Source organism: Poriferisphaera corsica (assembly GCF_007747445.1).
In the GTDB taxonomy this organism is placed as follows: domain Bacteria; phylum Planctomycetota; class Phycisphaerae; order Phycisphaerales; family Phycisphaeraceae; genus Poriferisphaera; species Poriferisphaera corsica.
Map to the genome: position 1 here is coordinate 2,178,603 of NZ_CP036425.1, position 18,578 is coordinate 2,197,180.

Below are 18,578 nucleotides of genomic sequence, written 5' to 3' on the forward strand. Positions count from 1 at the left end.
CGGGTGTGCATTATACAGGTGGCGTGAAGAAATGGGTAGGTATGCAAAGAAAAGAAAAACCGGGAGCGAGAAGCTGCCGGTTTGAGTGGTTGTTCAAAATGGGTAAGCGCAGGTTAGACGGTGAGTTTTGCGGCAATACGATCCATGGCAGTTTGGACGTTTTCGCGAGAATTGAAGGCTGAAAGGCGAAAGAAACCTTCGCCTGAGAGGCCGAATCCTGAACCGGGTGTACCAACAACGTGGGTATCGTTGAGGAGCTTGTCGAAAAAGTCCCAAGAGGTAAGGTCGTGAGGAGTTTTGAGCCAAACATACGGAGCGTGCTCACCGCCAAAGACGGTGTAGCCTTGTGAAGTGAGGGCAGCGCGGATGAGTTGCGCATTTTCGAGGTAGAAACGGATGAGCGTTTTTGTTTGCTGTTGGCCGGCTTCGGTGTAAACGGCGGATGCTCCGCGTTGCACAATGTAGGATGCGCCGTTGAATTTGGTTGATTGGCGGCGAGACCAGAATTTGTGGAGTGCGACGGTTTCACCTGAGGAGATTTTAACGGTGAGCTGCTTTGGGATGACGGTGAAGCCGCAACGTATGCCGGTAAAGCCTGCGTTTTTGGAGAAAGATCTGAACTCGATGGCGCACTTATGTGCTCCATCTATCTCGTAAATAGATAGTGGGATCGAAGAATCAGTGATGAAGTCACGGTAGGCGGCGTCGAAGAGGATGATACTGTCGTGGGCGAGGGCGTAATCGACCCATTGCTTGAGGTAGTCGGCTGTTGCGACAGTGCCTGTCGGGTTGTTTGGGTAGCAGAGGTAAATGATGTCGAGCTTGGTGTCGGGGATTTCGGGGGTGAAGTTGTTGGCTTCGGTGGCGCGGAGGTAATGAAGGCCTTGGTACTCACCGGTATCTGAAGCGTTGCCGGTGTTGCCTTGCATGACGTTGGTGTCGACGTAGACGGGGTAGACGGGGTCGGTGACAGCAATTGTGTTATCGTGGCTAAAGATGTCGAGGATGTTGCCGGTGTCGCATTTTGAGCCATCGGAGACAAAAATCTCGTCGGCAGCGATGTTACAGTTACGTGGGGCGTAATCAAACTCGACGATTTTTTCGCGTAGCCATGCGTAACCTTTTTCAGGGCCGTAGCCGTGGAATGTGTCGCGTGAAGCCATGTCGTTGACGGCCTTAGTCATGGCGATGCGACAGGCTTCGGGTAGCGGTTCGGTGACATCGCCGATGCCTAATTTGATGACGTTTGCGTCAGGGTTGTTGTCGATGAAGGTGTTGACGCGTCGGCCGATCTCTGGGAAGAGGTAGCCGGCTTTTAGTTTGAGATAGTTCTCATTAATTTTGGCCATGGTATAGGGGTGTCCCAATCTGTTTTTGTTACCACACACAATAACGGTGAATTCTAGATCATCCGTTATTAAAAAATCTGTTTACTGGCTAATTGATGATTAGCCTAATTTTTTGTTTGCAAAAGCGGTTGCTGCCTCGATGGCTTCTGGGAGTTTAGATGCGTCTTTGCCACCTGCTTGCGCCATGTCTGGTCGGCCGCCACCACCGCCACCGACGATTGGCGCGACGTGCTTAACCCAGTCACCAGCTTTAAGTCCTGAAGCGATGAGGTCTTTGGGGACAGAAGCGAGGAGTGCCACTTTGCTGCCGCTGGATCCGGTGAGGAAGAGGGCGGCATCGGGATGATGGGCACGAATGGTGTCCATCGCGGTGCGAAGATCGTTGGCCCCTGCCCCCTCGAAGTTGTGGGTGATGATCGGGCCGGTGCTGTCGGCGGCGACTTGCTTGGCGACGTCGGCGATAGCGCCAGCGGCTTGTTGCGACTGCTTTTTCTGAAGTTTGCGGAGTTTCTTTTGCAGTGACTCGATGCTATCGCGGAGTTGCGTGCGTGATACAGCGGGGAGCTGTTTGTCAGTGATGGTGTTGCTGAGTGCAGTGAGATTTTTAGCAAGTGTATCGGGGTCGGCTTTATCTGCGGAAGCGGTGAGATTGTCGAGCTCGGTTTGGAGTTCGGCGGCTTCGGCTTGAGCTTTGGCGGCGAGGTTGCCGGTGAGGGCAGTGATACGGCGGATGCCTTTGGAAGAGGCGTCTTCAGAAATGATCGTGAAGGTTTTGGCTGCGCCTGTTGAAGGGAGATGCGTGCCGCCACAGAATTCGATTGACATGGTTGCCCAATCATTTGAATCTGGATTTGCGAGCAGATCTGCAACTTGAGCGCCGACGGAAACGACACGAACGGTTGGCGGATATTTTTCGCCGAAGACGGCGCGGAGGCCGTTGATTTTCAGGGCGTCTTCCTGAGGGGCGTACTCGGTAAATACGGGGAGATCGGCGGCGATATCGGCGTTGACGGCTGACTCGACGGCTGTGAGTTGCTCTGTCGTCAGAGAGGATTTGTTGAGGAAGTCGAAACGGAGCTTTTCTTCATCAACAAGAGAACCCTTCTGCATGGTGTCTGGATTAACATGATCGCGGAGCGCGCGGTTCATGAGGTGAGTGGTGGTGTGATTATTCATGATGAGGGCGCGGCGATCTTCGTCGACTGCGAGTGAGACTTCGATTTTGGTATCGCCGGTGGTGTTGGCGAGTTGGCCGTCGGTGACTTCGCCGAGGTGGAAGTAGACGTTGCCGAGTTTGGTTGTGTCTTCGACGAAGATGCGAGCTCCATCGATAATTTGGATGGCGCCGGTGTCGCCGACTTGGCCACCTGCTTCTGCGTAGAAGGGGGTTTGGTCGAGAACGATCGCAACGCGATCACCTGCAGACACCCCCTGACCGGCGGTCAGGGGCTTGAATGCGTGAGATTCGAGTTTGAAGATGGTGATCGAGGTTTGAATATTGTTGAGTTCAGTGGCGTCGTAGCCTTTGAATTTTGTGTCGTTGAGCTTGGTGTGCTGAATGATGTCGTTGAGGGATGCGCGTTCGTCGGCGGAATCGCCGCCTGCGCGTGAGCGGATGCGTGCTTCCTCCATGAGGCGGTTGAAGCCGTCAGTGTCGACGGTCATGCCGCGCTCTTTGGCCATAAGCTGGGTGAGGCCGATTGGGAAGCCGTAGGTGTCGTGAAGCTTAAATGCAAAATCTGCGGTAAGTACTGGTCTGCAATCACTCGGGAATGATGAGAAATTCCAGATAATGTACTTGTAATCTTCAGTGCCTGGGGTACCAATTTTAGTGCCGACTCTATCTTGTACTGCTATTTCAGCAAATCCGATTTTGTTTTTGTCTTTACCGACAAATATCGAACCTTCTTCGCGAATCTGATGTTCAAACAAATCAATACCGCGAGCTAAGGTTTTGCGGAAGGAGATTTCTTCGTCTTTGAGTTCGGCTTTGATGTCTTGGGTGTTGGCTTTGAGTTCTGGGAAGAAGTCGCCCATCTGTTCGACGACGGTGTCGACGAGTTTGTAGAAGAAGGGTTTCTTTGCACCGAGATCGACGTCGCCGAATTTGACTGCACGGCGAAGGATTGAGCGAAGGACGTATGAACGACCGTCGTTGCCGCAGTGTGCGCCGTCTGCGAGTGAGAAGGTGAGCGTGCGGATGTGGTCGGCGATAACGCGGTATGCGATGTCGGTGGGATCGGAAAGTGTTTCCTCGCCGTTTTTATAGGGGGGGGCGCCGGTGATTTTTTGGATGGCTTTGAAGTATGGGGTGAAGACATCGGTGTCGTAGTTGGAGTCTTTGCCTTGTAGGACACGGACGATTCGTTCGAAGCCCATGCCGGTGTCGACGTGCTTGGCGGGGAGTGGTGTGAGGGATGCGTCTTGATTGCGGTTGTACTGGATGAAGACGAGGTTCCAGATTTCAACAACGATGTCTTGGGCGTCAGCGTTGACTAGGTTGGCGCCGGAGTAGTCGGGTGAACGATCGTAGTGCAGTTCGGAGCATGGGCCGCAGGGGCCGGTGTCGCCCATTTCCCAGAAGTTGTCTTTTTTGTTGCCGGGCTGGACGTGGTCTTTGGGCAAGTACTTGAGCCACATGTCGCGGGCTTCGTGATCTGGTTCGAGGTTTTCGGAGGCATCGCCTTCAAAATAGGTGGCGTAGAGGCGTTTGGGATCGAGACCCCAGACGTTGACGAGTAGATCCCATGCCCAGTCGATGGCTTCTTGTTTGAAGTAGTCGCCGAAGGACCAGTTGCCGAGCATTTCGAAGAAGGTGTGGTGATAGGAGTCTTTGCCGACGTCGTCGAGGTCGTTGTGCTTGCCGCCTGCACGGATGCACTTTTGGGTATCGACGGCGCGGGTGTATTCGCGGGAGCCTGTGCCGAGGAAGACGTCCTTGAACTGGTTCATGCCGGCATTGGTGAAGAGGAGGGTTGGATCGTCGTGGGGGACGACGGGTGAGGAGGGGACAGCGGTGTGGGCGGCTTTATCGACGAAGTAGTCGATGAACTGCTGACGGATTTGGCTGCTGGTTGGGTGTGTGGTGGGCATGATCGGTGATCCTGAGTGACGGATGGCCCTTGATGATCGCGGTGTAGCGAGCGAGGGGCACTGGGAAGAAGGAAAAGCTTGGCTGTTTCCGGATACTTTTGTATGAAGACTATTGCTAAATCCAGTCGCAATATGGGATACTGCTACCGGATCGTGCAAAGGGATAGTATATCCGATGGTGCGGATGTGAACCATATTTGGGGAGAGTTGGATAGTGGAGCAGAAAGTGCCAAGATCGGGGGATTCAGGTGGGTATGATTTAGGTGAAAAGTTGCGTTAAAGAGCAAGGTGGGCACAATGTACATGTCGCGTGAGGTTGCGCGGCTAGATTGACCAAGACAGAGGGCATGCCAGGATGGCTTCAGTTTGTTTCTACTTTCAAGTGCATCAGCCGCCAAGGCTGAAACGATACAGCATTTTCGATTCGGGAGATCAGTATTTTGATGATGCTCGCAATCGCGAGATTTTGCGTAAGGTTGCGCATCGTTCGTATATGCCGACGCTGAAGCTGTTGGGCGAGTTGATCCATAAGCATGATGGACAATTTCGAGTGTCTTTTTCACTGACCGGGTGTGTGATCGATCAGCTTAGGCGGTTTGCCCCCGAGGTGCTGGAGGAATTCAAGAAGCTGGCTGAGACGGGGTGTGTGGAATTTTTAGCAGAGACATATCATCACAGTTTGAGCTTTTTGTATAGCAAGCAGGAATTTCTGGAGCAGGTTGAGCTGCATCTGGAGTTGATCGATGAGATCTTTGGGCAGCGGCCAACGATCTTCCGAAATACCGAGTTGATTTACAATAATGAATTGGCGTCGTTTATTGCAGATACGCATTTGTTTAGAGGAATCATCGCAGAGGGGACTGAGAAGATTTTGAATGGTAGAAGTCCGAATCATATCTTTGATCCGCCTGATGAGATTGATATCGCGCTGTTGTTGAAAAATTATCGATTGAGTGATGATATTGCCTATCGTTTTTCGAATCAGAGTTGGCCGCAATGGCCATTGACGGCTGAGAAGTTTGCGGGGTGGATTAATAAGATGAACGATGTTGAGGGGCGAATGTGTAATCTGTTCATGGATATCGAAACGTTTGGCGAGCATCAATGGGAAAACAGCGGAATTTTTGATTTTATGCGCAAGTTGCCAAGCGCGGTGATTGCTTTAGGCGATGATTTTAAGACGCCGGGTGAGTGTTTGGATTGGTATGACTCGTCGGATATTTTTGATAGTGAAGAGATTATATCTTGGGCTGATAGCGAGCGGGATATTACGGCGTGGAATGGAAATGCGATGCAGGGGAGCGCATTAGCTGAAATATATGGCCTGGAAAAAGCGGTAAAGAAAACGGGTGATCCATCGATTATTGAAGATTGGCGTAAGTTAACGTGTAGTGATCATTTCTATTACATGTGTACTAAGTATTTTGATGATGGTGCGGTGCATAAGTATTTCAGCCCGTATGATTCACCTTATGACGGATATATCAATTTCATGAATGTGTTGGATAATCTCAAAACACGTTTACCATCGGATGAAAAATAATCGCCATTATTTTATAGGTTTAATGCACGATTGAGGATCATCGGGTAGTGGCCGATGCTTTGGTGAAATGTGTTTTGCTTGCGATTTGGTTTCAGTCGCGATCACAGAGTTAAAAATATTTTCTATTTGATTGACGATCGATGACCAGCTTAGTTGTAAGGCATACTTGGCTGCGTTTTGTCTTAACGTTTGTATTAGCTCAGGATTCGAGGCAAGCCGGAATGATTCTGAGGTGAATTGTTCGGTGTTATCTAATTCGGGAGCAAGGCCGTTGTGGTTGTGTGTGATGTGCATTGATGTTGCCGCATAGTTATAGGCAACGACGGCGAGGCCTGATGCGAGGGCTTCTGTGATAACGTTTCCGAAGGTTTCGGTATTTGACGCAAAGAGAAACACATCGGCTGATGCGTAGTGTTGAGCGAGTTCCTGGTCTCGTTTCATGCCCACAAATATCACGTTTGGGTATCTTTTCTGAAGCGTTTTTCTAGCTGGCCCATCCCCAACAAGTACGAGTTTGGCATTGAGATTTACTTGGGATATTTGTTGGAATGTTTGGATTACAACCGGAATATTCTTTTCTTCTGCGATGCGGCTTACGCATATAAAAACAATTTCATTATCTGCCGCTCCCCATGATTTGCGGAGATGATCGTTACGTTGTTCTGGGTTAAAAAGATTGGTATCAACACCACGGCCGACAACATGCAAGTTGAGAAAATGTTCTTTTGCCAAAATATTCCGCATGTCATAGGAAGGAACAATGGTGGCTTGAGTAGCATTATGAAAGTAGCGAAGATATTTAATCGCTGCTTGATGAAGGAAGGCGTAGCCATAGTGCTTGGTGTAGGTTTGGAAATTCGTATGGAAGGTCGAGGATATTGGGATTTCTAATCTCTTTGCAGCCCACAGCGCGGTCAATCCGAGAGGACCTTCTGTAGCAATATGCACAATATCGGGGCGACGATAACGCCAACGATTTAGGAGCTTACGTCGAGCTGGAAGGCCAAATTTTAAGCCGTTGTATTTAGGCAACGGAAGGCCAGGGACAGTGACCTGTTCGAGATGACCTGAAACCGATGGGATATCGCCTTTATGTTGCTTAGGCCGAATGATCTCGATCTCATGATGTCTATCGAGTAAGCCTTCGACAATTTTGCTAACCGTCAGCGCAACGCCATTGATTTCAGGCGGAAAAGTTTCGGTAATTATTGCCGCTCTCATGAGCAATAGTATGGCAGTATCATGTTAATATTTAGTGATCAAAGTTTAGAATTGATAAATACAACGCTACCAAGTGTAATTTATGGTTCGATTGGAATTTGGAACTAGCAGTTGAAGTTCAAAGCTATTGCCATTTGCTGAGTATACAACCATTTGCTTGAAATCTTCGGGCAGATTCATATTCACGACTTCAATGTGGCTGGGTAGATGCTCATTTTTTAATTGATATGTTCTAATTGCATTCGAGAGTAAGAGTAAATTTTTCTCGAAATATAATAGTGTTGCGCATGTATTTAGGCTTGTAATCTCAGCATAAGTCACTGTAGTTATTATTGCCCAATGTGGTATTTCCTGAGATTTAAAGATTATCTGAGTAACCGCTTTGTTATGATATTGCACATATAACAGATAGGTGGCTTCGAGGAGTTTTATGATATCATGTGTTTGCCAATTAAGATTCTCTTGCGGCAAGGCGTTATGGTTTTGCGATGGATTGATATAAAAAAGAAGTTTTTCAGCACAAATCTTTACGAGTGATTCTTTCATTATAGAAGATGGGTTGATCTGATTGCAGAGTAATAACAATTGGGGGTCTATTGTGATGTTTAAGTTGCGGTAGTAAGCGTTTAATTTTTTAATCAGATAGCATGCCATCAGAACACGTGTTTCATCGCTTATGCGTGTGTCACTTGTATGAATGTATTTCCAATATTCGTTGAATTTAGTGCTCGTTAATTGAGTGACTAATTCATCTGGCGTTAATTCTATACAGCTGTCAATATACTTCAGCCATTGTCGATAGAAACGATTCGAATCGATCATGCGTTGGTATACGAACCCCTCGCATGTCGTTGCTTCGGTTAGATCATATTGTTCAGCGTACTGAATTAAATCAATTTGCTGAGTGTTCCAGTTTGTCAGTGCGTTTTGCAATCGAGCTTCATTTAAGTAGCTTCGTATCGAAAAAAGTAACAAAACAGACAGAATCACTATTGGTATAATGACATACGATAATTTGCTTGAATGCTTCATTAGAACCCGGCTTCAAATGAATGCAAGTATGATAAAATAACGAACGGTATCTTATCTGCATGTAATGACGTTAGTCAGCAGAAGATATTTCATGCAGATTCAATTAAATTTTATCAAACGCACTAGATACTAATTTATCCGCACCACAATACATACAGCGTTGATGGCGTTGAGACATGGTTCGATTACAAGCACTACACTTTGAAACGGTACGAGTTGCTTTGCCGTCTTCATTTCCATCCATTAAATCAATCACACGAACACGTTCAAGTAAGTCATGTTCTGATAGATCCGTTTTGTCCTGAAGAAGAGACCACATGGCCATGCATACGAGTGATAGGCGATCGATACGATCTTCAAGGTTTCTTGAGCTGTTTGCCTCTGTAGATGAAGCCCGTTTATCAAACATACCTCGAATGGCCATCTCCGGCCAAGGACTATTTTCAGTCATTTTTAGATACTCCGGAAGCGTTTTATTTAAGAAAAACTAGAGGACATCCCGTGCGCGTGGGTATGCACCGAGGACATTAATCTGCAGACAATGTTTCTTAGCGTCTTCTATGGCTTTGGTTACTTTATCGTCTTTGATATGCCCTTGGACATCGATAAAGAAATAGTATTCCCAATTTACACGTTTTGACGGCCGCTTATCGATATGCGTCAGGTTAATGCCATGATCACGGAAGACATTAAGTACATCAGACAGCGCACCCGCGGCATGTTCTGTTGTGAACATAATTGAAGTTTTGTCGTCGCCGGTTGGACGAGAATATTGTTTTCCGATGATGAAGAAACGAGTGGTATTGGATGGGTTGTCTTCAATATTCTCGAAAAGTGTTTTCAGGTTATAGAGTTCGGCTGCAAGTTTCGATGAGATGGCTGCTGAGCCAGGCTCTCTGGAAGCAATTTCGGCGGCTTTGGAGGTCGATGCTGCTGTAATGCGTTCAGCGTTGGGTAATTGCGAGGAAAGCCAATTGCGACATTGAGCGAGTGGCTGTGGGTGTGAGTAGACACGCTTGATTTCATTTAACGGGCAGTTGGCGAGTAGATTATGGTGGATGCCGAGCAGTATTTCGGCACACACATTGACGTCCGTGCCGGAATATGTGAGGAATGAATCGAGCGTGTCGCCGACAGCTCCCTCAGTGGAATTTTCGATAGGCACAACACCCAAATCGATATGCCCGCGGTGTACTTCTTCAAATACGGACGAGATCCCAACGAGATTATCGTATTCAATGGAGGCACCGAATTTTCGACGGGCTGCGAGATGAGAGAAGGTACCTTGTGGACCGAGGTAGCCGACGCGAAGTGGGCGTTCAAGGGCAAATGAGCCGGACATCAGTTCACGCCAAATGGCTTCGATGCAGGAATTGGGTAGTGGCCCTTGATTGCGCTTACGTATTTTGGCAAGCACCTGCTGTTCGCGGTCGGGAGCATAGATTGGAGTATCGGTTTGGCCCGAATTTTTGATATGGCCAACTTCAACAACGACACGGGCTCGCTCATTGAGCAGGTCGATGAGCTGCTGGTCGAGTTCATCAATCTGCTGGCGAAGCGGGGCGAGTGCATCGTCTGGCGCGGTCTTGTCGTTCATGATTCGCGTTTCTCTAAGGGTTTATGCGTGTATATTTCATGGTATTGTAACGGCAATGGGGTTCTTTGGGCGATATATCATGTGGAAGTTTCCCCTTTGTGATCCTGTTCTGCATCTGGGGCGTGTTACAGGAAAACCTTGACGTCAGGATAAATCTGTGAATGGAATTGACTATATCTTGGGGCAGAGCAACATCTTACCGATTGGTTTGACAATTGCGATGGGTGTTGCGATGGCGGTCGGATTAGTACTTTGGCTGATTGGTCGATCGATAGCCAAACCAGCATGTGTCATCAGTGGGTTGGTGTTAGGTGGTATTGGTGGGTTGGCTGCGGCAACGTATTGGCAGTTAGAGGGACTGATGATTCTGCCACTGATCGTTGGATTTGCTCTTGCGGGGGCTCTGCTATCTGGTTTGCTTTTCCGCCTCTGGATGGGTATTAGCGGCGGTATTTTGTTAGCTGTGCTTGGGCCTCTCTGTATGTTCGTCTGGCAAGGTGCAGATGTTACGATTCTAAATGATGAACCACAGACCGATTCTGTACAAAGTGAAGATGCGAGTTCGCTGCTCGGGCCAATTAAGAATGTGATCGCTGAATCTAAAGAACCAGATGCCACAGAAACGCAGAATCAAATCACAACCTTGGTAACAAGCGTGGTTAGCAGTGTTACTAGTGACGATGCAGAAAGTAAGGAAAAATCAGAAGATCCTGATTGGGCTGATTCTGTGATCAAAACTGTACTCAATGCAGACGATCAAAGCTCCAGTATGGATGATGGGGAAGCGTCTGGTGATGCCATATCCAATCCTGTTGATAAGGTCGTGCAGAGCGAGTTAGCACAAAAATTTATCGCCACAATCAATGGCATGCGGGATCGAGCTTCTGATCAGATAACGACTTGGTGGAATGTGAGAACTCAGGAAGAAAAGATGAGTATCGGGATCGCTGCGATGGCTGGCGGTCTAATCGGTCTTCTTTTTGGACTGATTGCGCCCTATTGGGCTGCGAGTGCTGAGTCGGCATTGGTCGGGGCAATACTCATTCTTTTGCCAGGTATGAATCTCGCCGAAGTCTATTTGCCAGTTGCAGAACCGTATTTACCGAACAGTCCACGCTCAATTCTCGTGTTTTTAGGTCTGATAACGGTAATTGGGGTGCTGATTCAGTGGATGATTTTCCGCAGATCGGCCGATAAATAGATCAGCTTATAAAATCCTGTGTCTGTTCTTGCGCAGATATTAGAGAGACGCCGCGGTGATATGAGGGTAACCCCATCCTGATAGCACGTGGCCTGTCAGAAGGAGCTGATCATGTTATCAATCATTGCACAAGCCCAAGAGTCTGCCAGCCCAATACGTGACCTTTTTGAGTCCGTTATCGGGATGTTCTCTAGCGGTGCCCCATTGGCGCAGCCAGATGTACTCGTAGAGAATCTGAAAACATTATCAACAGTATGGGCGGCCATTTTCATCATTGTCGGGCTTCTTTGCCTGTTTAATGGTTACAAGTTTTACAAAACCACAACCATTATGCTCGCTCTGCTTATGGGCCTTTTTGCGGGCTATTGGCTTGGCAAAAAAATCGAAGCACCGTTCATTGTTGGCGGCTGTTTAGGTCTATTGTTAGCGACTGTGGCATATCCATTGATGAAATATGCGGTTGCTGTTTTCGGCGGCTTGGCTGGCGCCTTCATTGGCGGAAACCTCTGGGCGGGGTTCGCTCACGCTCTTAACAAAGGGGCGAGTATGGGGGTACCTGTCGATGCATATTGGATTGGAGCACTGATCGGCCTCATAGTCTGTGGCATGCTCGCATTTATCCTATTCAAACTTTCAGTCGTACTCTTTACCTCAGTGAGCGGGTCGACGATTGCGGTTCTTGGCGTGCTTGCTCTACTCCTAAGTATCCCCCAACTTTCGGATACTGTCTCTGAAGGGCTGACAGCCAATCAGCTTGTGGTCCCACTACTTGTCTTTGTCCCCGCTACTATTGGTCTGATTATGCAAGAAGTATGGACCAAAGGTGATAAGCCCGCAGAAGCTTGATTACGTGTTCACATAACGAAAATGTACGGACGATCCTTGGGTCGTCCGTTTTTTATTATGGAAACCGTTGGTATATTGGTACGCTCATAACACGAGGAAACGGGAGTTCATCCGCATGCGTATTACAACATGGAACGTTAATGGCTTAAGGGCGGCAATTCGTAAGGGATTTGAGGAACATATCAGCCGCGTCAACCCTGATGTTTTAATGTTACAGGAAGTTCGTGCACTACCTGAACAGTTACCGAAGCAGTGGCGAAATCCAGAAGGTTGGCACGTCACGTGGCATCCTGCAGAGAAAAAGGGTTACTCAGGTACTGCCATCTGGACACGCGATCCACATACAATCATTGCACGTGGGATCAACGAGGACGGTTCTGATCCTGAAGGTCGTGTTTTGCATGCAAAGGTTAAGGGCACTGAAGTTGTCTGCGTTTATCTTCCCTCGGGTTCAAGTGGGGATCACCGTCAAGCTGAAAAAGAAAAATGGATGGACGTTTTCATGCCATGGGCAAGGAAGTTGAAATCCAAACGTACACCAGTCTTACTGGGTGGTGATTTCAATATTGCTCATACGCCGCGTGATATTTTCTATGCAAAAAGTAACGAGAAATCATCTGGTTTTCTGCCACATGAGCGGGCATGGATGGGTGATTTTATTCAGATGGGTTATGCGGATTATGTTCGTGAGCAAGCCGGTGATATTGATGGTCCATATTCATGGTGGTCAAACAGAGGTAAAGCGCGTGAATTAGATCGCGGCTGGCGCATTGACTATCTACTCGGCAATAAGGCGGCCTCTCGAATTGCTGGCAATATCACGATTGATCGTGAAGCAGGTTTAGCCTGTTCGGATCACGCACCCGTTACAATTGAATTAGATATTTAGTCATGACTAATGCGTCACAGCAGCAATCATAAAAATGGTAGTTCATTCGACCATGATTTTTCGTTATGCTTTATACAAGCAACTAAAATCAACATTGGAAACAGATATGCATACATTGAAGTATCATCATCAATCATTGAAAACAATTGGCCTCTTGATGCTTCTTTTGGTTTTGCAATCATGTGCTGCGTCACCTGTAACAGATGGCAAAATCATTAAACCAACGAATCCCCAACCTGTAAGCAAAGGCACAATCTATACATCACCTGACGGCTTACGCTATCTTGTATACACGCCACGTGGCTATGAACGGAGCTCAGAAAAAGCGCCACTTTTGCTGTTTCTTCATGGTGCAGAACAGCGTGGTAACAGCTTTGATATGCTGAGGACTGTAGGCCCCAATATCGCATACGAGACCGGTTCCCTTGAATTGCCTTTTATACTTATAGCACCACAACTTGAGGATAATGAAGCTTGGAATCCTCGCGAATTATCTAACTTGCTTGATGAAGTAGAATCTAACTATCGTACGGATAGTAGCCGTATCTATGTAACAGGGATGAGTATGGGCGGATATGGCACATGGATTCTTGCCGGCAAAACCCCCGAACGTTTCGCTGCGATAGCACCGATATCAAGCCATGCTTACGTCGAACAATCATTGGCTGTCCGGCAAGTCACTTCATGGGTTTTTCACGGACAACACGACCCACTAGTCTCTGTAAATGAAGCGATTGATATGGTCAAAGCAATAAAAGCTTTGGGCGGCAATACCCATCTGACTATTTATGAAGATGCGGATCATGACGCATGGACGCGCACCTACGCAGCCAGTGAATTTTACGAATGGCTCCTCGACAATAAACTCCAAAACGAAAGTACACAGACTAAATAAGTCTGCCAAACCTCAGCATTTGTGCATCTTTGCTCAGTCGAATATTCAAGCTACAATACGTCTAATCAAGATAATTGAGTGCTCCCGTAGCTCAATTGGATAGAGCGCGGCTTTCCTAAAGCTGAGGTTAGAGGTTCGATCCCTCTCGGGAGCATTTTTTTATGCGCTTTTCACCACACGTCCGATACCTCCATTACAATATTCCTGCATCAATAACCCAATGGCAATAGCAGGCAATCTATGATCACATCCCAAATATTTACACTTGCTCAAGCAGCAGCTGAACCCGCTCAACCTTGGTGGCACGTCCTCATCCAAGGTTCTTTTGGCCTTACTGTTATCTTCATCTTTATTTCAGCTGTCATTGGCGTGATCGTAACCCAAAGAAAACGAGACAAATGCCTCAAACTGATGCACGACTACCACGTCAGCTATATCAATAATAAAGGTGAGGCGATGTGGGGTGATCTTTTTGTTTTTAGCAGTGGGCTTGAAATCAATTATGACAAGATTCATGAAACCCGTGATGGTCTGCTCAAAGCAAGTTCACTTATTTATGATATAGATCTTGTAAATTGTTCCGCCATTTGCCGTGTCAATTCCGCACAATCAGCTAAAGAGAATTCAGCCCGAGAAAAACAAATCAAACGTACATTCTCACCTGGCTTATTGCGGCAATGTATTCGTGGGTTTCGCAACATTCTCAACACACTCAAAGACGCATTCAGCAAAGCATTTTCACTCTTACTTGGCCAACTTTCTAAAGCATCACCTCAAAACGCTCTTACAGGGCAGCAAGGAAATATGGATCAGATCGGTCAAATGGTTCTTGGTGCAGCCGGCAATGCATACGAACCGTTACTAGAAAAGCATATCGGCCGCCCTGTTATCATGCAGACTCGCTTTAAATCTGGTGATCAAGAAATTATCACCGAACTTCCTGGTTTTTTGGCGGATTATACAGATAAATATGTTGCACTATTCAACCGGCAACATCAGCCGATCAAAACACAAGAAGTCGAAGTGACCGACACCCACACATCCACTTACTTTGCAATATGCCGCAATGAAAATTCCATACAGGTGACCGCCACGTCCACCGACCTCATTGTTATCAATTGGCTACAAACCTCAAAGCGCATTATTAATCTTCAGATCACACTGACCCCCGGCTCGTCCGTTGACTTGCCACATGACAATAGTCAATCAGTCAAATTCAGCATCGATCAAACACGCCGTGTCGATATCGTCTGCCCAAGATCCAACGCTGTTGTATATTTCGGCGGCGACAGAACATGCGTCACCCCGACAACCAAAGATGGCTCCGCACCAGAATCGATAGCCGAGCTGCCAATCGAGTGATACAATCCATCTCTACACGCAACCTTATTCACTCAGAGAAGTATCATGCGTAACAACCTGAAAATCGGAGTCATCGGAACCGGCGGCGTCGGTGGCTACTATGGATCACAACTACAAAAGCAAGGCTTCGATGTTCATTATCTTCTGAACAGTGATTTTGAGTATGTCAAAACTCATGGCCTGAAAGTACTTTCTCCAAATGGTGATTACAGCTTCAACAATGTCAACGCGTACCAATCAGTTCATGAGATGCCGAAATGTGACATCTTAATCCTTGCACTCAAAACAACCAGCAATCATTTACTTTCAGAACTTCTGCCCCCTGCCCTAAAAGACGATGGATTTGTTTTCGCTCTTCAGAATGGCATTGGTATCGAACAACAAATTGCCCAAATTGTTGGACCTAATCGCGTCATAGGTGGGCTTTGCTTTATCTGCTCTATCAAAAAAGGCCCAGGTGTAATTGAGCATCAGGACTATGGCTGGATGTCCGTTGGCGATTATCGAGAAAACAATTATATATCAGGTCTCACGGATCGAATTAAAATGATCGCAGAGATGTTTGACGGCACAGGCATCCCAATCGATCTCATGGAAGATCTCACGCTAGCACGTTGGCAAAAATTAATTTTTAACATTCCCTTTAATGGCCTATCCGTTGTACTTGGAGCAAATACAAAACAATTGACTTCTCATCCAGACATACGTGAACTCGCTTGGCAGCTTATGCTTGAGGTGGGCATTACCGCCAAATCTTCGGTTAATCGAGTTATCTCTGAGGATTTCATGCAAGATATTCTTCACAAAACAACAGTCATGCAGCCATTTGATCCAAGCATGAAACAAGATCATGACGCAAACCGTCCACTGGAAATCGAAGCCATTCACGGCCAAGTCGTCCGACATGCAAAGGCTGCTGGCATTCAGGTTCCAAAAATCGAAACCCTCTACCAGCAGCTTAAGTTCATTAACGATGATAGTTGAGTTTATTTGAGTGTCACAAATACACTCTTTACATCCTTGGAAACAACGCCAACAACCGATTCAGATTTCCCCAGTTTGACACGAATTCGAGCCTTAGCATTTGCGAGCTGAACTTTTCTCGAACCGTCTGGCGTGCCTAAATTATCAATTAGCTTTCCATCACCAGCAATCGTAAACCGGACGTAATTTCTTGAATCAAGGCACATCACGTTGTTCTTGTCATATGCGGTCACTTCAATCGTTACGATATCACCATCACGTTCAATCTCATCAATCTTCAAGCGATTGACTTTCCCCCATGATCGTGTTTCGTAATTGAATTTAATCGTATCCGTAATAGTTTCGCCGTTATATTCACCGACAGCTTTTAGCACATTACTACCCGGCCTAAACACGACCCCCCACCTCAAACCAGCAGCAGGAAAATCTTGTGAATTTCGTTTCTTGCTTCCAACAAATTTCCCATTCAGATACAGCTTCACTTCTGGGCAATTGGAATACACTTTGACAATCTTTTTCTCGCCACGCTTCCCCCAGCGTGTATGCCAACTGTGCCCATAAATCCGTAATGTCGGCTCGTTAGACCAATATGATTTGAAGACGTAATATGATTCCTTTGGCTTCAAATCACGCGTCATGACACCTTTTTGGTTCACGTCTGGAACCGGGTTCTCAGGGCGAACCGGTGTTGCGAAATCTTTGAATACCCAAAAAGCGGTGCCCGTAAGATTCGGCATCGTTTCTTGCTCTTTAAGATGCCAATCCATGAGATTACAGATATAAGTCTCTGACCAATCACCATCCTTCGATGCGCGGGCTGCTCCACCCGACATCAAGAAATCCCCTTCACGTTCATCCGTGCCTTGCCCAGTCGCGATGCCAGCTAACCCTTCATCTGGTTTCTCTGAGTGACGCCCAGCATGACTGCTCCCGCCCCATTCCATATGAATGAAACGATCGTTCTTCGCGATCTCTGCGTTCGATGTTTCCTTATAATCGATAAATTTCCCGCGGTACCAACCCGCCCAGATTGATGGTGAGTAGACATCGACAATATCTGCCGCAAACGCACATCTCCGGATACCCGTCATCCGACTCGGATCCAGTTTATGAGACTCAGTATTCAATTCTCGCATGAAACTTCTGATTGCTTCTTTATCAAATTTTACAAAGTCACCTTTCCAATCATTCTCGTTACCCAGACCCCAAATAATCACGGATGGATGATTGTAATGCTGATTAATCATATTTCGCAGCATTCGTTTCGCGCCTTGCTGATAACGCTCACCGCCTAAACCACCACGACACCATGGGATTTCCTCCCAGACCATCAAGCCTAATTCATCGCACAATTTCAGTACTTCTCGGGATTGCTGATAATGCCCCAGACGAACGAAGTTCGCTCCCATAGCTTTGATATACTCAAGCTCTTTTTTGATCAGTTCATCACTCATTGCCGCCCCAACACCCGCATGATCTTCATGTCGATGCGTCCCCTTAATCAGAACTCGATCGCCATTGAGTTTGAATGGCCCTTTTTTAACGAACTCAAAAAAGCGTAAGCCAAATTTCTCCCGACGTTCACTTTCATCTGATCCGCGAATCACTTTCGTAACACACGTATACAGGTTCGGTTTGTCCGGACTCCACAGCTCTGGGTTGTCAATCTTAAATTCAGCTAAAACCGATTCATCATTCCATATTGGCTTCGAACTCTCTTCAGTCAATATCAAACGGCCGTTTGGATCATAAATCTCAACCCGATAGCTAACTGCCTCGTTAATCTCATCTGGGTTGTACAGCTTAGCCTTCACACTTAAAACTGCTTGTTGCTTCGTGACATCACTTTTAATGTGAACTTGACTCAACGAAACTTGTGGCAAATACAGCATATTTAAATGGCGATAAACTCCGTTGTATTGAACGAAATCGCTCATGTCCGAGGGAACCCGCTCAACATCTCTTGAGTTATCACAACGAACCAAGATTGGCACACCCCGTCCACGGTTAACTTTCTTATCTTTGTATTTTTTAGCCAGATCAGTGATGTCTATTTTGAATTCATCATAGCCACCTTCATGTTCACCAACTTTTTCTGTGAACACATAAACATCTGATTTCTGACCAGCCCCTTCAAAATGCAAAACCGTTCGCCCATTTTTATATGGGTTGTTGATCTTCATGACCTTGCGGTACCAGGTCGGGCCTTGGTAATACTCGACGTCCGGATCTACCGAATCAAGAGCATTCACCGTATGAGGCAGCGTAACACTCTCCCACTCCACAAGGAATCTTGTTCGCCACGCCTCCCAAGGACTTCCCAAATCCCCCTTATGAAAAGACCATCCTTTGGTTACTCGCGTTGATTGCCCTCCCTCTTTCGCACTAACCACACTATGCGAACTCACGAAAGCCGTCATCATGACTGATAGGCACAGCAATAACCTCTGAAATCTCAAGGCAAACCTCCGAATAAAACGAAGTCAAAATGTTTATTTTGCAAACCAAAACCAAATGCAGGCGCATCGGCTCAAAAAATGCTATCAAATCATCTCAATATACAAAA

Annotated in this window: 14 protein-coding genes and 1 tRNA gene; 8 read left to right on the forward strand and 7 right to left on the reverse strand. The window is 46.9% G+C overall.

Going from position 1 to position 18,578, the window contains the following annotated elements:
- Window positions 1-113: 113 nt before the first annotated feature.
- Window positions 114-1,349, reverse strand: a complete 1,236-nt coding sequence (locus KS4_RS08985; RefSeq protein ID WP_145077201.1) for an LL-diaminopimelate aminotransferase — start codon at window positions 1,347-1,349, stop codon at window positions 114-116.
- Between the two features lie 99 nt (window positions 1,350-1,448).
- Window positions 1,449-4,442: an alanine--tRNA ligase gene (gene alaS / locus KS4_RS08990; RefSeq protein WP_145077203.1), complete on the reverse strand. Its 2,994-nt coding sequence runs from the start codon at window positions 4,440-4,442 to the stop codon at window positions 1,449-1,451.
- A gap of 355 nt (window positions 4,443-4,797) precedes the next feature.
- Between alaS and KS4_RS08995 the strand changes: the two genes are divergently transcribed.
- The gene (locus KS4_RS08995; protein WP_145077205.1) at window positions 4,798-5,985 is read left to right on the forward strand and encodes a glycoside hydrolase family 57 protein; all 1,188 of its coding nucleotides are present in this window, start codon (window positions 4,798-4,800) and stop codon (window positions 5,983-5,985) included.
- Window positions 5,986-5,991: 6 nt separating this feature from the next.
- Here the strand turns inward: KS4_RS08995 and KS4_RS09000 are convergent, their stop codons facing one another.
- The 4 genes from KS4_RS09000 to pheA form a co-directional block, all read right to left on the reverse strand.
- Window positions 5,992-7,206 carry a glycosyltransferase family 4 protein gene (locus KS4_RS09000; protein ID WP_145077206.1) on the reverse strand — a complete coding sequence of 405 codons (1,215 nt, stop codon included), beginning with the start codon at window positions 7,204-7,206 and terminating at the stop codon, window positions 5,992-5,994.
- A 66-nt stretch (window positions 7,207-7,272) separates the two neighbouring features.
- Window positions 7,273-8,238, reverse strand: a complete 966-nt coding sequence (locus KS4_RS09005; protein ID WP_145077208.1) for a hypothetical protein — start codon at window positions 8,236-8,238, stop codon at window positions 7,273-7,275.
- Between the two features lie 103 nt (window positions 8,239-8,341).
- On the reverse strand, window positions 8,342-8,689 hold the full coding sequence (locus tag KS4_RS09010; RefSeq protein WP_145077210.1) for a hypothetical protein: 348 nt from the start codon (window positions 8,687-8,689) through the stop codon (window positions 8,342-8,344).
- A 36-nt stretch (window positions 8,690-8,725) separates the two neighbouring features.
- Window positions 8,726-9,835, reverse strand: a complete 1,110-nt coding sequence (pheA, locus tag KS4_RS09015; RefSeq protein ID WP_145077212.1) for a prephenate dehydratase — start codon at window positions 9,833-9,835, stop codon at window positions 8,726-8,728.
- A gap of 157 nt (window positions 9,836-9,992) precedes the next feature.
- Between pheA and KS4_RS09020 the strand changes: the two genes are divergently transcribed.
- From KS4_RS09020 to KS4_RS09050, 7 genes are all read left to right on the forward strand, one after another.
- Complete coding sequence (locus tag KS4_RS09020; protein WP_145077214.1) at window positions 9,993-11,036, forward strand: hypothetical protein; 1,044 nt, start codon at window positions 9,993-9,995, stop codon at window positions 11,034-11,036.
- Between the two features lie 111 nt (window positions 11,037-11,147).
- Entirely contained in the window at window positions 11,148-11,882 is a 735-nt protein-coding gene (locus tag KS4_RS09025) for an ABC-2 transporter permease (RefSeq protein WP_145077216.1), read from the forward strand.
- 115 nt (window positions 11,883-11,997) lie between these two features.
- Window positions 11,998-12,771, forward strand: a complete 774-nt coding sequence (locus KS4_RS09030; RefSeq protein ID WP_145077218.1) for an exodeoxyribonuclease III — start codon at window positions 11,998-12,000, stop codon at window positions 12,769-12,771.
- 106 nt (window positions 12,772-12,877) lie between these two features.
- A complete protein-coding gene (locus KS4_RS09035; protein WP_200761110.1) occupies window positions 12,878-13,666 on the forward strand; it encodes a carboxylesterase family protein in 789 nt (262 codons plus the stop codon).
- Between the two features lie 80 nt (window positions 13,667-13,746).
- Window positions 13,747-13,820, forward strand: a tRNA-Arg gene (locus tag KS4_RS09040).
- 86 nt (window positions 13,821-13,906) lie between these two features.
- Window positions 13,907-15,028 (forward strand): hypothetical protein, encoded by a 1,122-nt coding sequence (locus tag KS4_RS09045; protein WP_145077222.1) that lies wholly within the window; start codon window positions 13,907-13,909, stop codon window positions 15,026-15,028.
- A 45-nt stretch (window positions 15,029-15,073) separates the two neighbouring features.
- Window positions 15,074-16,012: a putative 2-dehydropantoate 2-reductase gene (locus KS4_RS09050; RefSeq protein ID WP_145077224.1), complete on the forward strand. Its 939-nt coding sequence runs from the start codon at window positions 15,074-15,076 to the stop codon at window positions 16,010-16,012.
- A gap of 2 nt (window positions 16,013-16,014) precedes the next feature.
- On the opposite strand, the gene KS4_RS09055 is transcribed toward KS4_RS09050, so the two are convergent.
- Window positions 16,015-18,435 carry a glycoside hydrolase family 2 protein gene (locus KS4_RS09055; RefSeq protein ID WP_145081561.1) on the reverse strand — a complete coding sequence of 807 codons (2,421 nt, stop codon included), beginning with the start codon at window positions 18,433-18,435 and terminating at the stop codon, window positions 16,015-16,017.
- Window positions 18,436-18,578: the final 143 nt, after the last annotated feature.